Genomic DNA, 20,368 nt, shown 5'->3' on the forward strand with positions numbered 1-20,368 from the left:
GCCGCCCCCGAAGCGCCTACGCTGTGCACATGCACGCGCACGTTCCGCTGAGCGAGGGCGCGTCGCCGCGGGGGTGCGACCACGTGCGCCCGGCGGCGCAGCTCAGCGCACCGTCCGCGCCGCCGGCCTTCCGCGCCTACGTCGACCGGTACGGGATTGCGCTGGTCGGGGACCTCGACGTCGCCTGCGCGGAGCGGCTGGCGGGGATCCTGGGGGCCGTCCCGATCGAGGGCGACGCCTGCACCCTGGATCTTTCCGGGCTCCGGTTCGCCGACGTGGCCGGCTGCCGGGCGATCGCCCGCTGGGCCCGGTCCCTGGCCGACGCCGGAGTCCGGGTGGAGCTGCGCGACGCGCCTCCGCTCGTCCAGCGGGCCTGGCAGCTGCTGGCGCTCGACCGGTGGGCGCGCGTCGCGTTCACCGACGCCGCCTGATCGACCGCGCGCAAGGGTCCCCACCGCCCGGCGCGGCCGGTCGCCGGCGCTACGCCCGGTCGCCGGGTTGCGCCCGCGGCACCGGTCGCCGACGGTTGCCAGGTGGATCCCTTCCGCGGTCTCGGCATGCCCCGCATCCCCGGGTTCGGCGAGCTGCTCGCGCTGCTGCAGGCCCAGACCGAGGCGCTCTCCCAGCTCCCCCGGACGCTGGCCGACCTCAACGGCACGGTCCGCGAGCTGACCGCCGCCACCACGTCCGCCCGGGAGACGATCGCCTCCGCGCAGCGGATCACCGAACGCCTGGAGAGCCTGCTCGAGGAGTTGGAGGAGCCGGTGCGGGCGCTGCGCCCCGGCATCGAGCGGGTCGGTCGCGTGCTCGACGACCCCGCCGTCGACACCGTGCCCGAGACGCTGCGCCGGATCCACGACGACCTCATGCCCCTGGTCCACGGGCTGCGCCAGGCGCAGAGCCGGGTGGGTTCGGTCACCGGCCTGCTCCGTCGTCGTCCGCCGGAGGACGAGGACGACGGCTACTGAGCGTGGAGCTGGCCACCGACCCGCTCGCACTCCTGGCGTGCGGCCTGGCGGTGCTGGTGGCGTCCGTCGTCCAGACGGCGACCGGCATGGGCTTCGGCCTCCTCGCCGGACCGCTGGTGCTGCTGGTGCAGCCCGCTCTCGTGCCCGGCCCGCTGCTGGTGGGCACGCTGACCGCGCTGCTGCCGGTGGTGTGGCGCGAACGGTCCGCACTGGAGTTCGACAACCTCCGCGGTGCGATGCTCGCCTCGGCCCCCGGCGTTGTCGTCGGCTTGGGGCTGGTGCAGGTCATCGACGGCCGGTTGTTGGGGATAACGGTTGCTGTCGTCGTGCTGCTCGCCTGTGGCGCGTCGCTCGCCGGGGTGCGGTTGCCGGGCGGGCGGCGCGCGCTCACCGTCGCCGGCTTCGCCTCCGGGACGCTCTCGACTGTCGCGGCGACGCCCGGACCGCCCCTGGTGGTCACCTACCGCGCGCCCACCCCGGCCGCCCAGCGGGCGAACCTGTCGGTGTTCTTCGTCGGGACGACGCTGCTGTCCCTCGGCGTGCTGGTCGCCGGCGGCGAGCTCGACGGGGGCGGGCTGCTCACCGGTGCGGGGCTGGTGCCGTTCGTGCTGACCGGCTTCCTCCTCGCCGGACCCCTGCGCCGGCGGCTGGCCCTGCCGGCCATGCGCCGCGCCGCCCTGGTGCTGTGCCTGCTCTCCGGCGCGGTGCTGCTCGTCAGGTCGCTGGCGGGCTGACCGTCACTGCTCGACGGGCGGCTCCCGGCGCACGATGTCGCCGACGGCCTCCTCCAGCCGCGCCCAGGTCGTGCTCCACTCGACCAGGGGGTCGAGGATCCGCTCGAAGACGGCGAGCTGCTGGTCGAACGCGTCGAGCTGAGCGCGCATGGCGGCGATCGAGGTGCGCTGCGCGGTCACCATCTCCTTGACGGCGCGCAGCTGGGCCGCCGACATCGCCCCGGGCGGGCTGGGCAGGGCCGGCAGCGGGAGGCGGGACGTCGCATTCCCGGCGAGGTTGCGGGCGCGGTCGGAGAAGAACCGCAACTGGTTCACGAACTCGTCGATCGACCGCCCGACGATCCCGCTCTGCGGGGTGGTCCGGTCGGCGTCGTCGGCCTCGGTCATCGCTCCCCCTCCGTGCACGCTGCACCGACCTTAGGCCTGGAGCCGAGGCTCGGCTGCGCTGAGCCGACCCCGGGCATTGGAAGCTCTACCTGCGTCCTCGGGGCCGACGACGCAGGTAAAGCCTCCAATGCCTCAGCGGGGACGCCCCCGTCCGAAGACCACCCGAGCGTGGTGACGTGCTGGAACGGCCTCGCCGCAGGGTCCCGCCCCGCGCGGGCGAGGGGCGGGGGCAGAGGCCCGCTCAGTACCAGCCGGTGGCCTGGGAGTGCGACCACGCGCCGCACGGGGAGCCGTAGCGGTTGTTGATGTAGATCAGGCCGGCGTCGATCTGCCGGTAGCCGTCGGAGGTCTTGGCGATGCCGGTCCCGGCCCAGGTGGAGTCGAGGAACTGCGCGATGCCGTAGGCGGTGCTCCGCGGGTTCTGGGCGTTCGGGTTCCACCCGCTCTCCTTGCCCCACAGGCTCTCCAGGCAGCTGAACTCGCTGCCCGAGCCGCCGAGCTTGCCCATCGCGTACTCCTGGAAGGAGCCGGCCGGGGCCGCGGCGGCCGGCGCGGGAGCGCTCCGGGCAGGAGCCGGAGCCGGGGCCGGGGCCGGGGCCGGGGCTGGTGCGGCCGGCGCCGGGGTGCGGGCGGCCTGCTCCCGGGCCGCCTGCACGCGGGCGGCCTCCTCGGCAGCGGCCTTGCGGGCGGCCTCCTCGGCAGCGGCCTTGCGCGCGGCCTCCTCCTCGGCGGCGCGGCGGGCGGCCTCCTCGGCGGCACGGCGGTCCAGCTCGGCCTGCTCGGCCGCGGCCCGCGCCTCCGCTGCGGCGGCCTGCTCGGCCGCGCGCTCGCTGCGGCTCGCGGCCAGCTGGCCGAGGGTGTCGGCCGCGGCCACCGTCACGTCGGGCGCGGGGGTCTCGTCGGTGATGCCGAGCTGCTCGGCGACGCTGACGGAGGCCAGCTCCGGCTCGGCCTGGGCGACCGGCTCGTCGGCGACGACGCCGTTGGCCAGCAGGCCGCCTGCCGCGGCGACCGCCAGGAGCAGCAGCGCGGAACGGCGGACCGTCTTCGTCGAACGGCGCCCGGTCGTGGGGCGGAGAGCACGGGTGATCGAGGTGGCGCGAAGGTTCATGGGGAGGAACTGCTCCAGGGGCAGGGGGCGGCAGGGCCGGCGACGGCGGCGGGAACTGCTGCGGGGATGGTCGAGGGGCAGCGGTGTCGGGCGTACGCCCGGGCGCTCAGCGCGGGGAAGGCGCGCGCGAGGCTCCGTACCGGCTGCGGTTCCGTGCAAGGTGGGCCCGCAGGCTCGCCATGCGGCGGCTCTCCGTTTCTTCCGTCGTGCCGCCTACCGGGTTAGCTGACGGATTCGGGCGGGAAGCGGCCCTACCCGCGCCAGGACGTGCCCCGGCGCGCGATTCACCCCAGTACTTCGGTGGGTCCCCGGCTCGCCCTCGGCGGGCGACTCGGCGGCGCCCGGCGGACCTCCCCCGGATGGGGAGAGAACGACCGGCCGGGCGGGACCCACGGTAACCAGCGTTATCCGTTCGTGACAATCCCCTGGCGGGAAAAGGAACGGGAGGTGACCGTCAGGGGAGCCGCCAGACCGTGGTCCGGCGCACCGGCACCGGCCCGGTGGGCGACGGCTCGGTGTCGGGCACGTCGTAGACCGCCAGCGCTTCCAGCCGGTCCTCGGGGAGGTACACCCGCCCGGGATCACCGATCAGCACCTCGGCACCGCCGGCCCGGGCCGCCTCGAGGAAGGGCAGCACCCGGTCGGTCATCTCCCGGTCGTAGCAGACGTCGCCGGCGAGGACGACCGCGACGTCGGGCGGCTCGCCCCCGAGCACGTCGCCGGCGGGCGTGATGCCCGGGGTGCCGTTCCGTTCGGCGTTGACGGCGATCGCGGTCAGCGCGAACGGGTCGACGTCGCTGGCGAGCACCGCGGTCGCGCCGGCCAGGACCGCCGCGACCGCGACCAGGCCGCTGCCCGCCCCCAGGTCCAGCACGGTGCGCCCGGCCACCAGGCCGGGGTGGTCGAGCACGTGGCGGGCCAGCGCCTGGCCGCCCGGCCAGGCCGCGGCCCAGAACGGCGGGTCCGTGGAGGTGCGCCCGTGCTCGGTCTCCATCGCCTCCCACAGGGCGACGACGTCGGCGGCGACCAGCAGCTCCACCTCGGGCACCAGGTCCGGCCGGACCGGCCGGGTGTGGGCGCGGACGAACTCCGCAGGGATGGAACGGTCCACCCCGGCAGTCAACCGCACGCGGCCGGCGGCGGTGGGACCGCCCGGCTCAGAGGCGGGTCGACCAGGACGACAGCGCGCCGGCGGGGCGGAAACCCAGCGCCTCGTTGACCGCGACCATGGGCGTGTTGCCCTCGGAGTTGTAGGTGCTGATCCGCCGGACGCCGGGGACCCCCGCTGCCAGCTCCCGCAGCACGGCCGCCTTCATCCGGGCGCCGAGCCGGTGCCCCCGGTGCTCACGGAGCACCAGCGTGCCGCCCTGGTGGGCGAGCGCCGGCTGGGCGAGCGGGATCTGCAGGTCGGTGAAGCCGACCAGCCGGCCGCCGATCACCGCGCCCGCGCTGAGCACCGTCCGGCCCCGGGCGACGTGGGTCCGCTCGTACTCGCGGATCCGGTCCCCGTCCCACTCCTCCTCCCCCACCGGCAGATCGCCGTGGGGTGCGTCGGTGGTCATGCGCCGCTCCAGCAGCGCCCGGTCGGCCAGCAGCGCGTCCGGGGTGCGGTCCCGCCAGGTGACGATCTCGTACCCGGCGCCGGCCGCGGCCTCGAGCGCCCCCAGCCGGTCCTCGTCGACCGGCAGCACCAGTTCCCGGCGGGTCTCCACCAGGTCGCAGGACCAGCCGTGCCGCTCGGCGAAGGCGCGGCCCGGCGCCCCGGCGCCGGGCTCGTCCACCTCGCTCACCAGCGAGTTGCGGCCGTGCGCGGCAGCGAGTACCCGGGCCTCGGCCAGCAGCGCGCTCCCGAGGCCACGGCGCCGGGAGGCCGGGTGCACCGCGAGGTCCACCACCGCCAGCGTCGGGTTGTCCTTGCGCGGGAGGATCAGCCGGAGCGCGCCGGCGACCGCGCCGTCCACCAGGGCGGCCCGGTGGGTGCCGTCCCGGGAGCCACCGGGCGCGACGAGCTCCCGCCCCAGCGCGACGTCCTCCTGCGCCGGCCGGGGCGGGTCCTGCGGCCGGGCGGCCCGGCCGGAGGCGGCCCACACCTCGCACCAGGAGGGGAAGAGGTCGTCGTCGGGGCCGAGCTCGACGATCCGGCAGGAGGGGTCGGTCACGTCCCCGTTCTACTGGCACCGGCAATACCTTTTCCGGCGCTCAGCCCCTCGGCCGCGCGGTCGCCCGGCGAGCGATCAGCCGCCAGTAGGTGCCGGGCAGCAGGCGGACCAGCACGTCGGGCACCGTGGCGCTCCAGCCGATCAGCAGCCGGGGGCGGCGGCGCTCGACGGCCGCCACGATGCGGGCGGCGGCGTCCTCCGGCGGCATCCGCAGCAGCTTGGTGAACTGCGCCCGCCCCTTCTCGTACTCCTCCACCGAGACGCCCGCGCCGGTGCGGGCGCTCTCGGCGATCCGCGTCCGGATCCCACCCGGGTGGACGACCGTGACGCCGATGCCGTCGTCGGCGAGCTCGTGGCGGAGCGCCTCGCTGAACCCGCGGACGGCGAACTTGCTCGTCGCGTACGCGACCTGCCCGGCCGGGGCGAAGATGCCGAAGACGCTGGAGACGTTGACGACGTGGGCGCCGGGGTGGGTCTTCAGCACGGGCAGCAGCATGTGGGTGAGGCGGACGACGGCGCGCAGGTTCACCGCCAGGACCCACTCGAAGTCCGCCAGCCCGATCTGGTCGAAGCGACCGCCCAGGGCGACCCCCGCGTTGTTGACCAGCAGCGTGGTCTCGGGGTGCTCGGCCACCAGCGTCCGGGCCACCCGCGCTGTCGCCTCGTCGTCGGCCAGGTCGACCACGTGCGTCGCCACCCGCAGGGCCGGGTGGTCGGCGGCGATCCGCCCGGCCACCGCCGCCAGCCGGTCGGCGTCGCGGTCCAGCAGCACCAGGTGGCTGCCCCGGTCGGCCAGCTGCGCGGCCAGCGCCTCGCCGATCCCGCTGGCGGCGCCCGTGACGACCGCCGTCCCGCCCGCGAAGGCGTAGGGCCCCATCAGGCCACGACCCGATCCGCGTGGGCGGCTGCAGGCACGCGCGGCTGGAAGGTCATGCCCTCGTCCTCCAGCGAGCCCCGGCGCATCATGGCGACGTCCCGCAGGTAGTTCTGGTGCAGCCGCCAGGGTGTGCGGCGCCCCTGCTGCGGCAGGCCGGCGAGGCTGCGCTGGACGTAGCCCGCCGCGAGGTCGAGGAAGGGCGCTCCCCCGCCCTCCGGCGGGGCGACCGGCGTGGCCGACGCGTAGCCGTGCTCGTCGAGGTGGTCCAGCAGGCGGCAGACGTAGCGGTTGACCAGGTCGGCCTTGAGGGTCCACGAGGCGTTCGTGTACCCGATGACCATGGCGAAGTTGGGCACGCCGGAGAGCATCATGCCCTTGTAGGACACCCGCTCGGGCAGCTCGACCGGCTCCCCGTCGACCACGATCCGCATCCCGCCGACCGGCAGCAGGTTCAGGCCGGTCGCGGTGACGACGACGTCGGCCGCCAGGTGCTCGCCCGACGTCAGCTCGATCCCCTCCTCGGTGAAGGTCGCGATCCGGTCGGTGACGATGGACGCCGTGCCCCGGCGGAGGGCGCGGAACAGGTCTCCGTCGGGCACCAGGCACAGCCGCTGGTCCCAGGGGTCGTAGGGCGGGTTGAAGTGCGTGTCGACGTCGACCCCCGGCAGCTGCTTCTGCGTCATGCGACGGATCAGCGAGCGGACCAGGGCCGGCCGGCGCCGGCTGAGCTGGTAGAGCGCGGTGCTGGTGAGCACGTTCTTCCACCGCACGACCGAGTAGGCCACCCGCTCCGGCAGCCGCGCCCGCAGCTTCTGCGCGATCGGGTCACGGCCGGGCAGCGACATGACGTAGCTGGGCGTGCGCTGCAGCATGGTCACGTGCTCGGCCTGCTCCGCCAGGTTGGGCACCAGCGTGACCGCGGTGGCGCCGCTACCGACGACGACGACCCGCTTGCCGGTCAGGTCGATGCCCTCGGGCCAGTGCTGCGGGTGGAGCAGCTGCCCCCGGAAGCGCTGCTCGCCCGGGAACTCCGGCCGGAACCCCTGGTCGTAGCGGTAGTAGCCGGAGCAGACCGACAGCCACGTGCACGTGAGGGTGACCGTCTCGCCGGTGTCGGCGCGCTCGGCGGTGACCGCCCAGCGGGCCTCGGCGCTCGACCACTCCGCCGACACGACGCGATGGTGGTAGCGGATCCTCTCCGTGACGCCGTACTCGCGGGCGGTCTCCTCGATGTACCGGCGGATGGTCGGCCCGTCGGCGATCGACTCGGGCTCCCGCCACGGGCGGAAGGAGTAGCCCAGGGTGAACATGTCCGAGTCCGACCGGATGCCCGGGTAGCGGAACAGGTCCCAGGTCCCGCCCAGCGCCGCCCGCGACTCCAGCACCGCGTAGCTGGTCCCCGGCCGCTCCCGTTCCAGGTGGCAGGCGGCCCCGACGCCGGAGAGCCCGGCGCCGACGATCAGGACGTCCACGTGCTCGGTGGTCATGCCAGCACTCTCCGGTTCGCTCCGCCGGGCCGTTCGGCCGCACCCCGCGCCGCGGGTGGCCCGCCGACGCTATCGACGCAGTGTCGAGCGAGTCAACGGGGTGTCGAGCCGGGGCCGCGTGCGGCTATCCTCCGCTCCGTGCCGGCTGCCGCGAGTCATGTGCCCGCCGCTGGGCGGGGACGGCGTCCAGTCCGGCCCTCCGGCGACGACCGGGAGCTCGCGATCCTCGCCACCGCCGAGCGCCTCCTCGCCGAACGGCCGTTGGCGGCCATCTCGGTCGACGACCTCGCGCGCGGCGCCGGCATCTCCCGCCCGACGTTCTACTTCTACTTCTCGTCGAAGGACGCGGTACTGCTCTCGCTGCTCGATCGCGTCGTGGCCGAGGCCGACACGGCGATGCGCCGGGCGTTCGACACCCCGGCGGCCGGGGCGCGGGACGGCTGGGCACGCGCGATCGGCGCCTACTACGACACCTTCCGGACCCACCGTTCGCTCACCGTCGCCTGGGCGCAGGCCCGCTCCACCAACGACGAGGTGCGCGCGCTGTGGTCGGCGGTGCTCGAGCGCTGGGTGCAGCGTTCGGCGGCGGCGATCGACGCCGAGCGCGCGCGGGGCGCCGCGCCGCCGGGGCCGGCTGCGCGCGACCTCGCCGTCGCCCTGACCTCGATGAACGAGCGGGTGCTCTACGCCACCTTCAGCGGGGACGGCCCCGCTGTCGCCGAGCAGGATGTCGTCGAGGTCCTGCTCGGCATCTGGCTCCCCGCCGTCTACGGCACGACGGCGCCGGACTGATCCCGGCCGTCAGACGGCGACCGTGGCCACCGTGCTGCCGGTGAGGCTGCCGAACCACAGGGTGCCGCCGGACTCGCGCACCCCGGTGAGCATCTCGAACCCGGGGATCTCCCCGCTGAACCGGTGCACCGTCGCCCCGTGCTCGTCGACGGCGAGCACCCCCAGCGTCCGGCCGGGGCTGGGTTGCAGAGCCGGCGGCAGCGCGCTCAGCAGCGCCCGCAGCGGTGCGGGCAGCCGGTGGATGGCGGCCAGCGCCGCGACGCGCGGGCTGGGGAGGGTGATCCACACCAGCCCGTCGGATCCCAGCGCGATGTTGTCGGGGTGGCCGGGGAGGTCGTCGACGAACACCTCGCTCGCGCCGGCCCGGGCGCCGGTCAGCCACACTCGCCGGAGCCGCGCCGCGCCGGTCTCGGCGACCGCCACCCAGGACTCGTCCGCGGCGAGCGCGACCCCGTTCGCGAACTCCAGCCCGCCGAGCAGCTCGGTCACGGTGCCGTCGGGGGTGCGGCGGAACAGCCGGCCGCTGGCGGTCCGCCGGACCAGGTCCGCCCGCCACTGCGGGATGCGGAACCGCTGGGAGGAGTCGGTGAAGTAGATCGTGCCATCCGCGGCGACGGCTGCGTTGTTCACCGCCTCCAGCCGGCGGCCGGCCACCCGGTCGACCAGCGTCCGCACCGCCCCGTCGGCCAGCGAGACCGCCAGCAGCCCGGCGTCGGACGCGCACACCAGCAGCTCGTCCGCCCCGAGGAACTCCAGGCCCAGCGGACGGCCCGGCACGCGGGCGACCGTCTCGACCGGGGCGCCCGGGCCTGCCGTGCGCACGACCCGGCCGTCGGCCAGACCGGTGCAGACCCGCCCGGCCGCGTCGACGAGCACGTCCTCCGGCCCCTCGCCGACCGGTACCACCGTCGTGCCCGCGAAGTCGCGCACGCGCGTCTCCTCCCGCCGCCTGCCCGCGGTGGGTCCGCAGGTCAGCGGCAGTCTGCCCGACGCCCGCCCCGGGCCGCCGGGGTCACTCCCCGACGGCGGCGCCGACCTCGTCGGCGGTGAAGTCCCGCCCCTGGGCCCCGGTGCGCACCACCGTGACCGGGCAGGCGGCGTGGTGGACCAGCTGGTCGCTGACCGAGCCGAGCAGGAGCCCGGAGAAGCCACCGCGGCCACGCGCACCGACCACCAGCAGGGCCGCCCCCTCGGCGGCGGCGAGCAGGCCGGGCACCGGCGCGCGGTGGACGACGTGGCCGGTGACCCGCACCGCGGGGTCCAGACCGGCCGCGGCCACGTGCGCGGTGAGCTCGTCGTGCACCGCCTGCTCCCAGTCGGGCAGCGGCGGCACGTAGCCCGGCTCCCAGGTCGCGGGCCGCGGTGCGGTCGTCATCGACCAGGCGCGCACCACGTGCAGGTCGACGTCGGCGCGGTGGGCCAGCCGACCGGCCCACCGCAGCGCTTCCTGCGCACACTTGGAACCGTCGTGCCCGACGACGACGCCACCCTCGACCTGAACGACCTCACGGACCTCGTCCACCGCTGACCTCCCTGTTGGCGCGCGCCGGTGCGATCACCGTGGGGGTCAGCCTCTCATCACGCGGGGCCGGTCACGTCACCGGCGCCGCCGCGCCGCGCCGTCAGCCCGCGACGGGCTCGCGCCGCGCGCCCAGCAGCGCCAGCTCCTCGGCCGGCGGGACGCCGACCGCCTGCAGGGCCGCGCCGATCCGGTCCGTCAGGCACCGCAGCGACTCCCGGGCCTGGTCGCGCTGCCGGCACAGGTCCTCGAACTCCACGCGCACCGCGGCCAGGCGGGCGCCGGCCGCCTCCTCGGCAGCGGCCCGGTCGCGCCGGGCCTGCTCCGCGACGCGCTCCCGCTCCGCCGCGGCCTCGGCGGCCAGCCGGTCCCGCTCCGCCGCGGCCTCGGCGGCCAGCCGGTCCCGCTCCGCCGCGGCCTCGGCGGCCAGCCGGTCCCGCTCGGCCGCCGCGGCGCGCAGCAGCTCCTCGGCGTCGGCGCGGGCCTTCTCCAGGACGGCTGCACCCTCGGCCCGGTCCCGCTGCGCGTTCACGCGGAGCTGGTCGGCGACGTCGATGGCCAGCTCCTTGATCTCGTGCGCCTTGCGCAGCCGGGCGTCGGCCTCCAGGCGGGCATCGGCCCGCAGCTGCGCCGCCTCGACCTCGGCGGCGTCCAGCACCTGCGCCGCCTGGTCCTCGGCCAGCCGCAGCACCTCCCCCACCCGTGCGCTGACCACCGGACGGTCCCGACCGACCGGCTGCTCGGCGAGCAGCCGCCGGGAGATCTCCAGCTCGGTGCCGCAGGCGACGACCCGGTCCAGCAGGTGCTCGCGCTCGCGGTGCGCGGCGGCGAGCTCGCCCTCGGCCCAGGCGACGTAGTTGTCGACCTGGAGCCGGTCGTAGCCACGCACGGAGCCCCGGAAGGTGGGCCGGTGGTCCAGCAAGGCCTCCAGATCGCTCGCCGGCTGCGAGGGCCGCGGAGCGCTCCCGTCCGGCGGCACCCCCTCGTCCTGGGCACGGTTGGCGACGAACTCGACACGCCGGAGCATCCGGATGGCCCCCCTGGGAAGTAGGTGAAGCGGAATCTGCCAGAGGGCCACACGGCGCGCGGGCGGCCGTGATTGCTCCGTGACCCGTGTCGCGGGCAACCCGGTGGCGCCACGGCAGGGCGTGCCGGATCGGTTACGGATCGCTTTCACCGGCGCTGGCCACCCGGAGGGGCGACCGGGCATAGAGCCGCGGCACGCCGCGTTGACCCGGCTGAGATGATTGCACTCTCAACCAGTTTGGAGATCGAGATGCAGTTCGGCGTCTTCACCGTCAGCGACATCACCACCGACCCCACGACCGGCCGCACCCCCACCGAGGCGGAGCGGCTGAAGGCGGTGCTGACCATCGCCCAGAAGGCCGAGGAGGTCGGGCTCGACGTCTTCGCCCTCGGCGAGCACCACAACCCGCCGTTCTTCTCCTCCTCCCCCACGACCACGCTGGCGTGGATCGCGGCGCGGACGCAGAGGCTGCAGCTGTCGACGTCGACGACGCTGATCACCACGAACGACCCGGTGAAGATCGCCGAGGACTACGCGATGCTGCAGCACCTGGCCGACGGCCGGGTCGACCTCATGATGGGCCGCGGCAACACCGGACCGGTCTACCCGTGGTTCGGGCAGGACATCCGCAACGGGATCGAGCTGGCGGTGGAGAACTACGCGCTGCTGCGCCGGCTCTGGACCGAGGACGTCGTCGACTGGCAGGGGCGGTTCCGCACCCCGCTCCAGGGCTTCACCTCCACGCCCCGGCCCCTGGACGGCGTCCCGCCGTTCGTGTGGCACGGCTCGATCCGCTCCCCGCAGATCGCCGAGCAGGCCGCGTACTACGGCGACGGCTTCTTCCACAACCACATCTTCTGGCCGGCGGAGCACACCCAGCGGATGGTGGAGTTCTACCGCCGCCGCTTCGAGCACTACGGCCACGGCAGCGCCGACCAGGCGATCGTGGGCCTGGGCGGGCAGGTGTTCATGCGCAAGAAAAGCCAGGACGCGGTGGACGAGTTCCGCCCCTACTTCGACAACGCCCCGGTCTACGGCCACGGCCCGTCGCTCGAGGAGTTCAGCACCCAGACGCCGCTGACCGTGGGCAGCCCGCAGCAGGTGATCGAGCGCACGCTGGGCTTCCGCGACTACGTCGGGGACTACCAGCGGCAGCTGTTCCTCATCGACCACGCCGGCCTGCCGCTGAAGACGGTGCTGGAGCAGCTGGACATCCTCGGCGAGGAGGTCGTGCCGGTGCTGCGCCGCGAGTTCGCCGCTCTCAAGCCGGCGCACGTGCCGGACGCCCCCACCCACGCCTCCCGCGTCGCCGCGGCCGGCGGGGCGAAGGACGCCACCGTGCACGCCGATGGCGACAGCGTCACGGGCCAGGCCCGTGAGGAGATCGAGGTCCGATGAGCACGCGCACCCTCGCCGTCGTCAGCGCCGGGCTGAGCAACCCGTCGTCGACCCGGCTGCTGGCCGACCGGCTGACCGCGGCCGCGCGAGCCGCGCTGGCCGACCGCGGCATCACCGCGACCGTCGAGGTCGTCGAGCTGCGCGAGCACGCCCGCGACCTCGCCGACAACCTGCTGACCGGCTTCGCGAACGAGGGGCTCCGCCGCGCGGTCGACACGGTGACCGGGGCCGACGGGCTCATCGCCGTGACCCCGATCTTCTCGGCGTCCTACAGCGGGCTGTTCAAGACCTTCGTCGACGTGCTGGACAAGGACGCCCTCACCGGCAGGCCCGTGCTGCTGGGGGCGACGGCGGGCACCGCCCGGCACTCGCTGGCGCTCGAGCACGCGATGCGCCCGCTCTTCGCCTACCTGCGCGCGACGGTGGTCCCGACCGCGGTCTTCGCCGCGCCCGAGGACTGGGCGGGCGGCACCGACGCCGGCCCCGGCCTCTCCGGCCGGGTGCGCCGCGCGGCAGGCGAGCTCGCCGACCTGGTCGCCGGCCGCCCCCCGGCCGTCCCGGCGGATCCCTTCGCCGACCCGACGACCTCGTTCGAGGACCTGCTCCGCGGCAGCTGAGGCCCGCCGGCGGGGCGGCCGGCCCGTCGGGTCAGTCGTCCTCCTCCTCGCCCTCCTCCTGCTCGCCCTCGCCGCCGCCTTCCTCCTGCTCGACGATGCCGCCCTCCTCGGTGGGCTCCTCGGCGCCGCAGGCGGTCGTGGTGAACGCCGCGGCCGCGAGGGCGATCCCCGCCGCGGCCGAACGCCAGCGACGGGTGGGCAGGGACGTGCGGTTCATGGGCTCTCCTCCGGACGGCCGACCGGTGTCGGGTGCGGGTGCTCCCTGGTCTTCCCCGGCCGGGGCCGGCCCACTCCTGGACCTCGGCGCCATCGGCGTCGGGCCGGCGACGCGTCGGAGCGCGGGGCCCTCACTCAGCCGACGGCGTCCTCGGACGGCGGTGCGGTGCCGCCCTGCTCGCCATGCCCGCACATGATCGCCGTGATCGCCGCGCGGTCGGCGGCCGAGGGCAGCCCCCAGCCCGGCTCGTACCCGTAGACCGACGCGAGCGGGCTCGAGGCGGTGCGCCCGGTGAGGATCTCGACCGAGTCGGTCTCGATGAGCCCCGGGTGGGGTACGCCGCACGCCTCGGCGACCTTGAGCAGGTCGCGGCGCAGGGTGCGCACGTAGTTGCCGGCCCGGACGGACTTCAGCTCCGGGTCCAGGCCGCGCACCAGCCAGGCGTTCTGCGTGGCGACGCCGGTGGGGCACGTGTCGGTGTGGCACTTCTGCGCCTGGATGCAGCCGATGGCCAGCATCGCCTCCCGGCCGACGTTCACCATGTCGCAGCCCAGCGCGAAGGCGACGGTCGCGTTGTCCGGGAGGCCGAGCTTGCCGGCCCCGATGAAGACGACCGAGTCGTGCAGCCCCTTGCGCGCGAAGACCGAGTAGACCCGGGCGAAGCCCACCTGGAACGGCAGCGAGACCGTGTCGGTGAAGATCAGCGGCGCGGCGCCCGTACCGCCCTCGCCACCGTCGATGGTCACGAAGTCGACGCCCCGGCCGGTGGACGCCATCAGGTCGGTCAGCTCCTCCCAGAAGGAGAGGTCCCCGACCGCGGACTTGATGCCGACCGGCAGGCCGGTCTCGGCGGCCAGCAGCTCCACCCAGTCCAGCAGGCTGTCGGGATCGGAGAACTCCGCGTGCCGGGACGGGCTGATGCAGTCGACGCCCTCCCGGACGCCGCGCGCCTCCGCGATCTCGGCCGACACCTTCGCCGCCGGCAGCACTCCCCCGAGGCCCGGTTTGGCGCCCTGGCTGAGCTTGATCTCCAGCGCCCGCACCGGCGCGGAGGCCACGAGGGCCTTGAGCCGGTCCAGGTCGAACCGCCCGTGCTCGTCGCGGCAGCCGAAGTACGCCGTCCCGATCTGGAAGACCAGGTCGCCGCCGTGCCGGTGGTGCCGCGAGATGCCGCCCTCGCCGGTGTTGTGCAGGCAACCGGCCAGCGCGGCACCGCGGTTGAGCGCCTCGATCGCCGGACCCGACAGCGAGCCGAAGCTCATCGCGGAGATGTTGACCACCGATTCGGGCCGGAACGCCCCCGCCCGGCCCCGCGCGGCACCCAGCACCTTGGCGCAGGGGAGGGCGACGCCCTGCCCGGTGTGCACGTCGGTGGCCGGCACGGAGACCCCGAAGGTGGCGTGCTTGATCACCGGGTAGCCGGCGGTGAACTCGAGGTCGTTGTCGGTGCCGAAGCCGAAGTAGTTGTTCTCCTGCTTGCTGGAGGCGTAGACCCAGCGCCGCTGGTCACGGGTGAAGGGCCGCTCCTCGTTGTTGCCGGCCACGAGGTACTGGCGCAGCTCCGGCCCGATCGACTCGATCAGGTAGCGCGCATGGCCGATCACCGGGAAGTTGCGCAGCAGCGAGTGCTCGCGCTGCATCAGGTCACGGGCGGCGACGGCTGCCAGGGCGGAGAGGCCGGCCGCGGCGGCGCGCGAGGCGAGCGTCATTCCTCCACCCTGCCACGGTCGGCCCGGCCCGACAGCTCGTCCGTCGGAGGCGCCACGGTCAGAGGAAGATGCTGAGCACCAGCGCCAGCACGAAACCGATCGTGCCCAGCAGCGTCTCCATCACCGTCCAGGTCTTCAGGGTGGTCTTCTCGTCCATCTGGAAGAACCGGCTGACCAGCCAGAAGCCCGAGTCGTTGACGTGCGAGAGCACCGTCGCACCACCGGCGATAGCGATGACGATCAGCGCGAGGTCCACGGAGCTGAGCCCGTCGGTGGCCGCCACCACGGGGGCGATCAGGCCGGCCGCGGTCGTCAGCGCGACCGTGGCCGAGCCCTGCGCCACCCGGATCAGAGCGGAGACGACGAACGCCGCCACGATGACCGGCAGGCCGATGTCGCCGAGGACGTCGGCCAGCGCGGTGCCGATGCCGCTGGCGCGCAGCACGCCGCCGAACATGCCGCCGGCGCCGGTGATCAGGATGATCGCGCAGACCGGCCCGAGCGCGCTGTTGAGCACCGACTCGACCTCTGCGCCGCTGTCGCCGCGGCGCCGACCCAGCACCCACATGGCCAGCAGCACGGTGATCAGCAGCGCGATCGGCGTCGCCCCGATCAGCTGACCCCAGCGGACCACCGCCGACTCCTCGTCCACGATCCCCTCGGCGGCGAGCGTGGTCAGGCCGGTGTTGAGGAAGATCAGCAGCATCGGGAGGAGCAGCACCGAGATCACGGTGGCGAACCGCGGCGGTGCGGGCCGGGTCGCCGTCCCGGTGGCGGCCCGCCCGCCGGTGGCGATCCCGGGCGAGCTGCCCTCGACCGACGGGTCCGGGGCGTCGTCCGCCGTCTTCGGCTCCCCGGCCAGGATGGTCGGGACGGGGAGCTCGAACCGGCGCCCGGCCCAGAGCCCGAACAGGTAGCTGCCCAGGAACCACGTCGGGACGCCGATGAGCAGGCCGAAGACGAGCACCAGGCCGATGTCGGCACCGATCAGCCCGGCCGCGGCGACCGGGCCCGGGTGCGGCGGCACGAAGGCGTGCATGACGGCGAACGCACCGGCCACCGGCAGCCCGTAGGTGAGCAGCGAACCCCCCAGCCGGCGGGCCACGGTGAACACGATGGGCAGGAAGACGACGAGCCCGGCGTCGAAGAAGATCGGGAAGCCGAACAGCAGCGCGGCGATGCCGAGGGCCAGCGGTGCCCGCTGCTCGCCGAAGCGCTTGATCAGGCTGTCGGCGAGCACCTGGGCCCCGCCGCTGTGCTCGAAGAGCCGGCCCAGCATCGCCCCGATCCCCACGAGCAGCGCGACGCTGGCCAGCGTGGAGCCGAAACCGGCGGTCATGGTGGTGACCACGTCCTCCAGCGGCACCTGTGCCGCCAGCGCCACCGCCAGGCTGACCAGGATCAGGGCCAGGAAGGCGTGCAGCTTCACCTTCATGATCAGGAAGAGCAGGACGCCGACCGCGATCGCGGCGATCAGCAGCAGCACTCCGGCGCTCAGCGCCGGTTCTGCGTCGGGCATGGCTCCTCCACGAGGCTCAGGTCGGGGGGTTCGGGGCTTCGTCCAGGGCGTCGAGCGTGGTCAGGACGTCGGCCAGGGCCGTGGTGGACCGGTCGACGAGGGGGCGCAGCCGCCGGTACACGGCGACGGCGTCGGGGTCCGGCAGCACCGGCTCGTGCACGGCGACCAGCGCGGTGGCGGCACCGAGGTCGGGCAGCTCCCCGAGCGCGTGCCACCCCAGCAGGCAGGCGCCCAGGCCGGTGCCCTCCGGGGAGTCGGCCACCCGCACCGGCAGGTCGAGGGCCGCCGCGAGCGTCCGGATCCAGAGCGGGGAGGCCACCGCGCCGCCGGTCGCCCGGACCTCCCGCACCGGCACGTCCGTCGCGGCGAAGGCGTCCCGCACCAGCGCCAGCTGCTGGCAGACGCCCTCGACGGCGGCGCGCACCAGGTGCGCCCGGCGGTGCTCGCGCCGCAGCCCCAGGTAGGCCCCCCGCATCCCCGACCGCCACCAGGGCGCCCGCTCGCCGAGGAAGTAGGGCAGGCACAGCAGGCCCGAACTGCCGACCGCAACCGCGGCAGCCTCCTCGAGCAGCTGCGCGTCGAGGTCGTCGGCGGCCTCGCCCGCGGGGCCCTCGGCGTCCTCGGGGCCGGCGGCCAGCGCCTGGGCGGCCCAGCGCACCACCGACCCGCCGTTGTTGATGGCGCCGCCGACCACCCAGGCGTCGTCGGTGAGGGCGTAGCAGAACAACCGGCGCCCCGGGTCGACCGTCGGGCGGGGGACGACGACGCGCATGGCCCCGCTCGTGCCCAGCGAGACCGCGGCGACATCCGGGCTCACCGCGCCGACACCCAGATTGGCCAGCACCCCGTCGGAGGCGCCGATCACCACGGGCAGACCGGGCGGCAGCCCCGTGGCGGCGGCCACCTCCGGGCGCAGGCCGGGCAGCACCGCCGTCGTCGGCAGCACCTCGCCGAGCTGGCGGGGGCGGACGCCGGCGATGCTCAGCGCCTCCTCGTCCCACCGCCCGGCGCGGAGGTCGTAGAGCCCGGTGGCCGACGCACAGGACCGGTCGACCACGTGCCCCCCGCCGCACAGGGCGGCCACCACCAGCTCCTTCACCCCGCCCCAGCGGGGCACCCCGGCCACCCGGTCGGCGTCCTCGGCCCGTTCCCACGACAGCTTGACCAGCGGGGACATCGCGTGCACGGGGGTGCCGGTGCGGGCGTGCAGGTCCGGGGCGCGGCCGTCGGCGACCAGCGCCTGGGCCCACTGCGCCGCGCGGTCGTCGGCCCAGGTCACCACCGGGCCGAGCGGGCTCCCCTCGTCGTCCATGGGCACCAGACCGTGCATCGCCGCGCTGAGCGAGACGGCGACGACCGAGTCCCCCCGGTCCCGGGCCAGGGCGGCGACCTCGCCCAGCGCCTCGACGGCCGCCGCGGCCAGGCGCACGGCGTCGAGCTCGGCCCGGCCGGGGGCCGGCACGAGGAGCGGGTAGGCCACGCTGGCGACGTCGCGGATGCGGCCGTCGGTGCCCGCGGTGACCGCCTTCGTCGCGGTGGTGCCCGAGTCCAGCCCGACCACGACGTCCACGAACACCCCCCTGACCGGCCCCTCCGTTGGCCGCATCGTGCCCGCACCGCGCACGGCGTGGCAACCGCTCGCGGCGCCGGGCGGCGCCGATCTCAGCCGGCGGGCGCACCTCCGGCTGTGCGGCGCCGGACGACGTAGCGCCGTGCCCGCCAGTGCGTCGCGGGCTCGTCGACCGGGGCGGCGTCCAGAACCTCCGCCCCGTGCACCGCGACCAGGTCGGCCACCCGCCGCTCGGGCACCCCGGTCATCCGCATCGGTGCGGGGTAGCCGAGCAGGCGCCGCTGCGCCCACCGCACCAGCGGCGCCGGCGCCACCCGCCACACGACACCACGCAGGGTCCACATCGGCCGGGTGGTGCAGTGCACCACGGCCACGCCTCCGGGGCGCAGCACGCGGGCGAACTCCGCCAGGTACGTCTCGAGGACCGGGCGCGGCAGGTGCTGGAGGACCCGCTCGGTGTAGACGAGGTCGAACGATTCGTCCGGGAAGGCCCGCAGGTCGGGGTCCTCCCCGAGCACGAAGCGGACGCGTCCGCCGCTGCGGTCCAGGCGGCGAGCGGTCTCCAGCATCGGCGCGGAGACGTCGAGGCCCACCACCTCGCGCGCGTGCTCCGCGAGCGCCTGGCTCAGCCGGCCGGCACCGCAGCCGAAGTCCAGGACGCGGTCCCACGTGGTGGGTAGCCCGAGCCCGGCCAGCTGCTCGCGCGCTACCCCGACGTCCCGGCGGCCGAGCTCGAGGAAGGCGTCGGCGTCCCATCGCCCACCACGCTTGTCCGCGGCCACGTGGACGGCCCAGAGCGGGTCCTCCGCCCCCAGGGTCGTCCAGTCCCTGCGCACCTGGTCGAAGCTCATCGCACCCACCGATCTCATGACCCGGACGCCGGACGCTACCGGTCCCCGGGCCGCCGGCTCCGGTCCCGCCCCGCCCCCGGCCGCTGCGCGGAGCGCCCGGCCGAGCGCAGCCGGACGCGGACGGCGGCGTGCAGCGGTACCAGGACCACGCCGTCCCGGGCCAGCCGCGAGCGGAGCTCCCGACGGTGCCGGACCACCCCGGCCAGGCCGATCGCCCAGAACAGGTACTGCACGGCGAACGCCGCCCGGAAGGCGTCCAGGTCGTAGTCGGTGGACGCGCCGGGGGTGAGCAGGTCCAGCACCGCCCCGACGGCCAGGATCGTCAGGAGCGAGGCGACGAACCCGCCGACGTTGACCACACCGCTGGCGCTGCCCTGCCGCTCGACCGGGTTCTCCGTGCGGGCGTAGTCGAACCCGATCATCGAGCCGGGACCGTTGGTGCCGAGCACCGCCACGAGCACGACCAGCAGCCACAGCGGGGCACGCCCGGGCCACAGCAGGACGACGGTCCAGATCGTGGCGGTGGCGGTCAGGATGCCGAAGACGAGCACCGAGCGGCGCAGCGGCCAGCGGGCGCACAGCTTGCCCAGCACCGGCCCGACGCCCATCCCGACCAGCACCAGGAGGGTGAGCAGGCCGGCCGCCGTGCCGGGCGCGAGCCCTTGCCCGACCACCAGGAACGGATAGCCCCAGAGCAGTGCGAACACGGTGCCGGAGAACTGGGTGACCAGGTGCGTGTAGAGGCCGATCCGGGTTCCAGGCTCCCGCCAGGTGTCGACCAGCCCGCGGCGGAGCTCCGCCACCGGTGGCGCCACCGGGCGGACCGTGCCGGGCGGGGCGTCCCGCAGCGCTGCTGCCACGAGCACGACGACGAGCGCGCCGGTCGCTGCGGCACCGAGGAACGTCGCCGTCCACGAGGTGGCGTGCAGCAGCGTCACGAGCGGGTACGCCGCGGCGACCGATCCGATCTGCCCGAGGATGCCGGTGAGCTGGGTGATCAGCGGCGCCGACGTCCCGGGGAACCACAGGGCGACGATGCGCAGCACGCTGATGAAGGTCATCGCGTCCCCCGCGCCCACCAGCACCCGGGCGGCGACGGCCGTCGGCACGTCGGTGGCCAGCGCGAGCAGGAGCTGGCCTCCGGCCATCGTCACGGCCCCGGCCAGGATCATCCGGCGGGATCCGAACCGGTCCAGCGCCACGCCCACCGGCACCTGCAGCGCCGCGTAGACGGCCAGCTGCAGCACGAGGAACAGCGACACCGCCGACGCCCCGGCCGAGAACCGTTCCTGCGCCTCCACCGCCGCCACGCCGAGCGAGGACCGGTGGAAGACGGCGACGGCGTACGCCAGCAGCCCGACCAGCCACATCGCGTAGGCGCGGGCCGACGGGCGGGCGGCCGGGACGGAGGTCACCTGGACAGGAC

The 20,368-nt window shown here is 75.2% G+C and carries 21 protein-coding genes and 1 riboswitch; of the genes, 6 read left to right on the forward strand and 15 right to left on the reverse strand.

Annotation, left to right across the window (positions count from 1 at the left end):
* Window positions 1-29: 29 nt before the first annotated feature.
* The 3 genes from ACI799_RS18450 (at window position 30) to ACI799_RS18460 (ending at window position 1,702) form a co-directional block, all read left to right on the forward strand.
* Window positions 30-431: an STAS domain-containing protein gene (locus ACI799_RS18450; RefSeq protein ID WP_456590707.1), complete on the forward strand. Its 402-nt coding sequence runs from the start codon at window positions 30-32 to the stop codon at window positions 429-431.
* A 102-nt stretch (window positions 432-533) separates the two neighbouring features.
* Window positions 534-968: a hypothetical protein gene (locus tag ACI799_RS18455; protein ID WP_456590708.1), complete on the forward strand. Its 435-nt coding sequence runs from the start codon at window positions 534-536 to the stop codon at window positions 966-968.
* A gap of 2 nt (window positions 969-970) precedes the next feature.
* On the forward strand, window positions 971-1,702 hold the full coding sequence (locus ACI799_RS18460; RefSeq protein WP_456613647.1) for a TSUP family transporter: 732 nt from the start codon (window positions 971-973) through the stop codon (window positions 1,700-1,702).
* A gap of 3 nt (window positions 1,703-1,705) precedes the next feature.
* Here the strand turns inward: ACI799_RS18460 and ACI799_RS18465 are convergent, their stop codons facing one another.
* The 6 genes from ACI799_RS18465 to ACI799_RS18490 form a co-directional block, all read right to left on the reverse strand.
* Complete coding sequence (locus ACI799_RS18465; RefSeq protein WP_456590710.1) at window positions 1,706-2,089, reverse strand: hypothetical protein; 384 nt, start codon at window positions 2,087-2,089, stop codon at window positions 1,706-1,708.
* 241 nt (window positions 2,090-2,330) lie between these two features.
* Window positions 2,331-3,200: an aggregation-promoting factor C-terminal-like domain-containing protein gene (locus ACI799_RS18470; RefSeq protein WP_456613648.1), complete on the reverse strand. Its 870-nt coding sequence runs from the start codon at window positions 3,198-3,200 to the stop codon at window positions 2,331-2,333.
* 210 nt (window positions 3,201-3,410) lie between these two features.
* Window positions 3,411-3,537, reverse strand: a riboswitch (cyclic di-AMP (ydaO/yuaA leader).
* A gap of 117 nt (window positions 3,538-3,654) precedes the next feature.
* A complete protein-coding gene (locus tag ACI799_RS18475) occupies window positions 3,655-4,311 on the reverse strand; it encodes a class I SAM-dependent methyltransferase (RefSeq protein ID WP_456613649.1) in 657 nt (218 codons plus the stop codon).
* Between the two features lie 46 nt (window positions 4,312-4,357).
* On the reverse strand, window positions 4,358-5,359 hold the full coding sequence (locus tag ACI799_RS18480; RefSeq protein WP_456613650.1) for a GNAT family N-acetyltransferase: 1,002 nt from the start codon (window positions 5,357-5,359) through the stop codon (window positions 4,358-4,360).
* A gap of 40 nt (window positions 5,360-5,399) precedes the next feature.
* The gene (locus ACI799_RS18485) at window positions 5,400-6,236 is read right to left on the reverse strand and encodes an SDR family NAD(P)-dependent oxidoreductase (RefSeq protein WP_456590714.1); all 837 of its coding nucleotides are present in this window, start codon (window positions 6,234-6,236) and stop codon (window positions 5,400-5,402) included.
* Window positions 6,236-7,723 carry a flavin-containing monooxygenase gene (locus ACI799_RS18490; protein WP_456590715.1) on the reverse strand — a complete coding sequence of 496 codons (1,488 nt, stop codon included), beginning with the start codon at window positions 7,721-7,723 and terminating at the stop codon, window positions 6,236-6,238. The genes ACI799_RS18485 and ACI799_RS18490 overlap by 1 nt, the downstream gene beginning before the upstream one ends.
* Window positions 7,724-7,861: 138 nt before the next feature.
* Between ACI799_RS18490 and ACI799_RS18495 the strand changes: the two genes are divergently transcribed.
* On the forward strand, window positions 7,862-8,515 hold the full coding sequence (locus tag ACI799_RS18495) for a TetR/AcrR family transcriptional regulator (RefSeq protein WP_456600332.1): 654 nt from the start codon (window positions 7,862-7,864) through the stop codon (window positions 8,513-8,515).
* Window positions 8,516-8,524: 9 nt separating this feature from the next.
* On the opposite strand, the gene ACI799_RS18500 is transcribed toward ACI799_RS18495, so the two are convergent.
* The 3 genes from ACI799_RS18500 to ACI799_RS18510 all read right to left on the reverse strand — a co-directional run bounded on the left by ACI799_RS18500 (window position 8,525) and on the right by ACI799_RS18510 (window position 11,061).
* Entirely contained in the window at window positions 8,525-9,445 is a 921-nt protein-coding gene (locus ACI799_RS18500) for an SMP-30/gluconolactonase/LRE family protein (RefSeq protein WP_456613651.1), read from the reverse strand.
* Between the two features lie 82 nt (window positions 9,446-9,527).
* Window positions 9,528-10,037 (reverse strand): universal stress protein, encoded by a 510-nt coding sequence (locus ACI799_RS18505; protein ID WP_456590718.1) that lies wholly within the window; start codon window positions 10,035-10,037, stop codon window positions 9,528-9,530.
* Between the two features lie 100 nt (window positions 10,038-10,137).
* Window positions 10,138-11,061, reverse strand: a complete 924-nt coding sequence (locus ACI799_RS18510; RefSeq protein WP_456613652.1) for a DivIVA domain-containing protein — start codon at window positions 11,059-11,061, stop codon at window positions 10,138-10,140.
* A 216-nt stretch (window positions 11,062-11,277) separates the two neighbouring features.
* Between ACI799_RS18510 and ACI799_RS18515 the strand changes: the two genes are divergently transcribed.
* Together ACI799_RS18515 and ACI799_RS18520 are read left to right on the forward strand one after the other, a co-directional pair.
* A complete protein-coding gene (locus ACI799_RS18515) occupies window positions 11,278-12,459 on the forward strand; it encodes an LLM class flavin-dependent oxidoreductase (protein ID WP_456613653.1) in 1,182 nt (393 codons plus the stop codon).
* Window positions 12,456-13,076 (forward strand): FMN reductase, encoded by a 621-nt coding sequence (locus ACI799_RS18520; RefSeq protein WP_456613654.1) that lies wholly within the window; start codon window positions 12,456-12,458, stop codon window positions 13,074-13,076. The genes ACI799_RS18515 and ACI799_RS18520 overlap by 4 nt, the downstream gene beginning before the upstream one ends.
* A gap of 31 nt (window positions 13,077-13,107) precedes the next feature.
* Here ACI799_RS18520 and ACI799_RS18525 read toward each other — a convergent pair whose 3' ends face one another.
* From ACI799_RS18525 to ACI799_RS18550, 6 genes are all read right to left on the reverse strand, one after another.
* On the reverse strand, window positions 13,108-13,293 hold the full coding sequence (locus tag ACI799_RS18525) for a hypothetical protein (RefSeq protein ID WP_456600336.1): 186 nt from the start codon (window positions 13,291-13,293) through the stop codon (window positions 13,108-13,110).
* A 134-nt stretch (window positions 13,294-13,427) separates the two neighbouring features.
* Window positions 13,428-15,002, reverse strand: a complete 1,575-nt coding sequence (locus ACI799_RS18530; protein ID WP_456590723.1) for an FMN-binding glutamate synthase family protein — start codon at window positions 15,000-15,002, stop codon at window positions 13,428-13,430.
* Between the two features lie 58 nt (window positions 15,003-15,060).
* Entirely contained in the window at window positions 15,061-16,521 is a 1,461-nt protein-coding gene (locus tag ACI799_RS18535; RefSeq protein WP_456590724.1) for a GntP family permease, read from the reverse strand.
* Window positions 16,522-16,537: 16 nt separating this feature from the next.
* A complete protein-coding gene (locus tag ACI799_RS18540; protein ID WP_456590725.1) occupies window positions 16,538-18,091 on the reverse strand; it encodes a gluconokinase in 1,554 nt (517 codons plus the stop codon).
* 92 nt (window positions 18,092-18,183) lie between these two features.
* On the reverse strand, window positions 18,184-18,942 hold the full coding sequence (locus ACI799_RS18545; protein WP_456600338.1) for a class I SAM-dependent methyltransferase: 759 nt from the start codon (window positions 18,940-18,942) through the stop codon (window positions 18,184-18,186).
* A 35-nt stretch (window positions 18,943-18,977) separates the two neighbouring features.
* Window positions 18,978-20,357 (reverse strand): MFS transporter, encoded by a 1,380-nt coding sequence (locus tag ACI799_RS18550; RefSeq protein ID WP_456613655.1) that lies wholly within the window; start codon window positions 20,355-20,357, stop codon window positions 18,978-18,980.
* Window positions 20,358-20,368 lie beyond the last annotated feature (11 nt).

The organism is Blastococcus sp. SYSU DS0753, from assembly GCF_054051175.1.

Coding starts and splice junctions, on each gene's coding strand:
- ACI799_RS18535 (WP_456590724.1), bottom strand. CDS start 16,521: ATGCCCGACGCAGAACCGGCGCTGAGCGCCGGAGTGCTGCTGCTGATC.
- ACI799_RS18510 (WP_456613652.1), bottom strand. CDS start 11,061: ATGCTCCGGCGTGTCGAGTTCGTCGCCAACCGTGCCCAGGACGAGGGG.
- ACI799_RS18470 (WP_456613648.1), bottom strand. CDS start 3,200: ATGAACCTTCGCGCCACCTCGATCACCCGTGCTCTCCGCCCCACGACC.
- ACI799_RS18485 (WP_456590714.1), bottom strand. CDS start 6,236: ATGGGGCCCTACGCCTTCGCGGGCGGGACGGCGGTCGTCACGGGCGCC.
- ACI799_RS18515 (WP_456613653.1), top strand. CDS start 11,278: ATGATTGCACTCTCAACCAGTTTGGAGATCGAGATGCAGTTCGGCGTC.
- ACI799_RS18465 (WP_456590710.1), bottom strand. CDS start 2,089: ATGACCGAGGCCGACGACGCCGACCGGACCACCCCGCAGAGCGGGATC.
- ACI799_RS18490 (WP_456590715.1), bottom strand. CDS start 7,723: ATGACCACCGAGCACGTGGACGTCCTGATCGTCGGCGCCGGGCTCTCC.
- ACI799_RS18450 (WP_456590707.1), top strand. CDS start 30: ATGCACGCGCACGTTCCGCTGAGCGAGGGCGCGTCGCCGCGGGGGTGC.
- ACI799_RS18545 (WP_456600338.1), bottom strand. CDS start 18,942: ATGAGCTTCGACCAGGTGCGCAGGGACTGGACGACCCTGGGGGCGGAG.
- ACI799_RS18530 (WP_456590723.1), bottom strand. CDS start 15,002: ATGACGCTCGCCTCGCGCGCCGCCGCGGCCGGCCTCTCCGCCCTGGCA.
- ACI799_RS18520 (WP_456613654.1), top strand. CDS start 12,456: ATGAGCACGCGCACCCTCGCCGTCGTCAGCGCCGGGCTGAGCAACCCG.
- ACI799_RS18525 (WP_456600336.1), bottom strand. CDS start 13,293: ATGAACCGCACGTCCCTGCCCACCCGTCGCTGGCGTTCGGCCGCGGCG.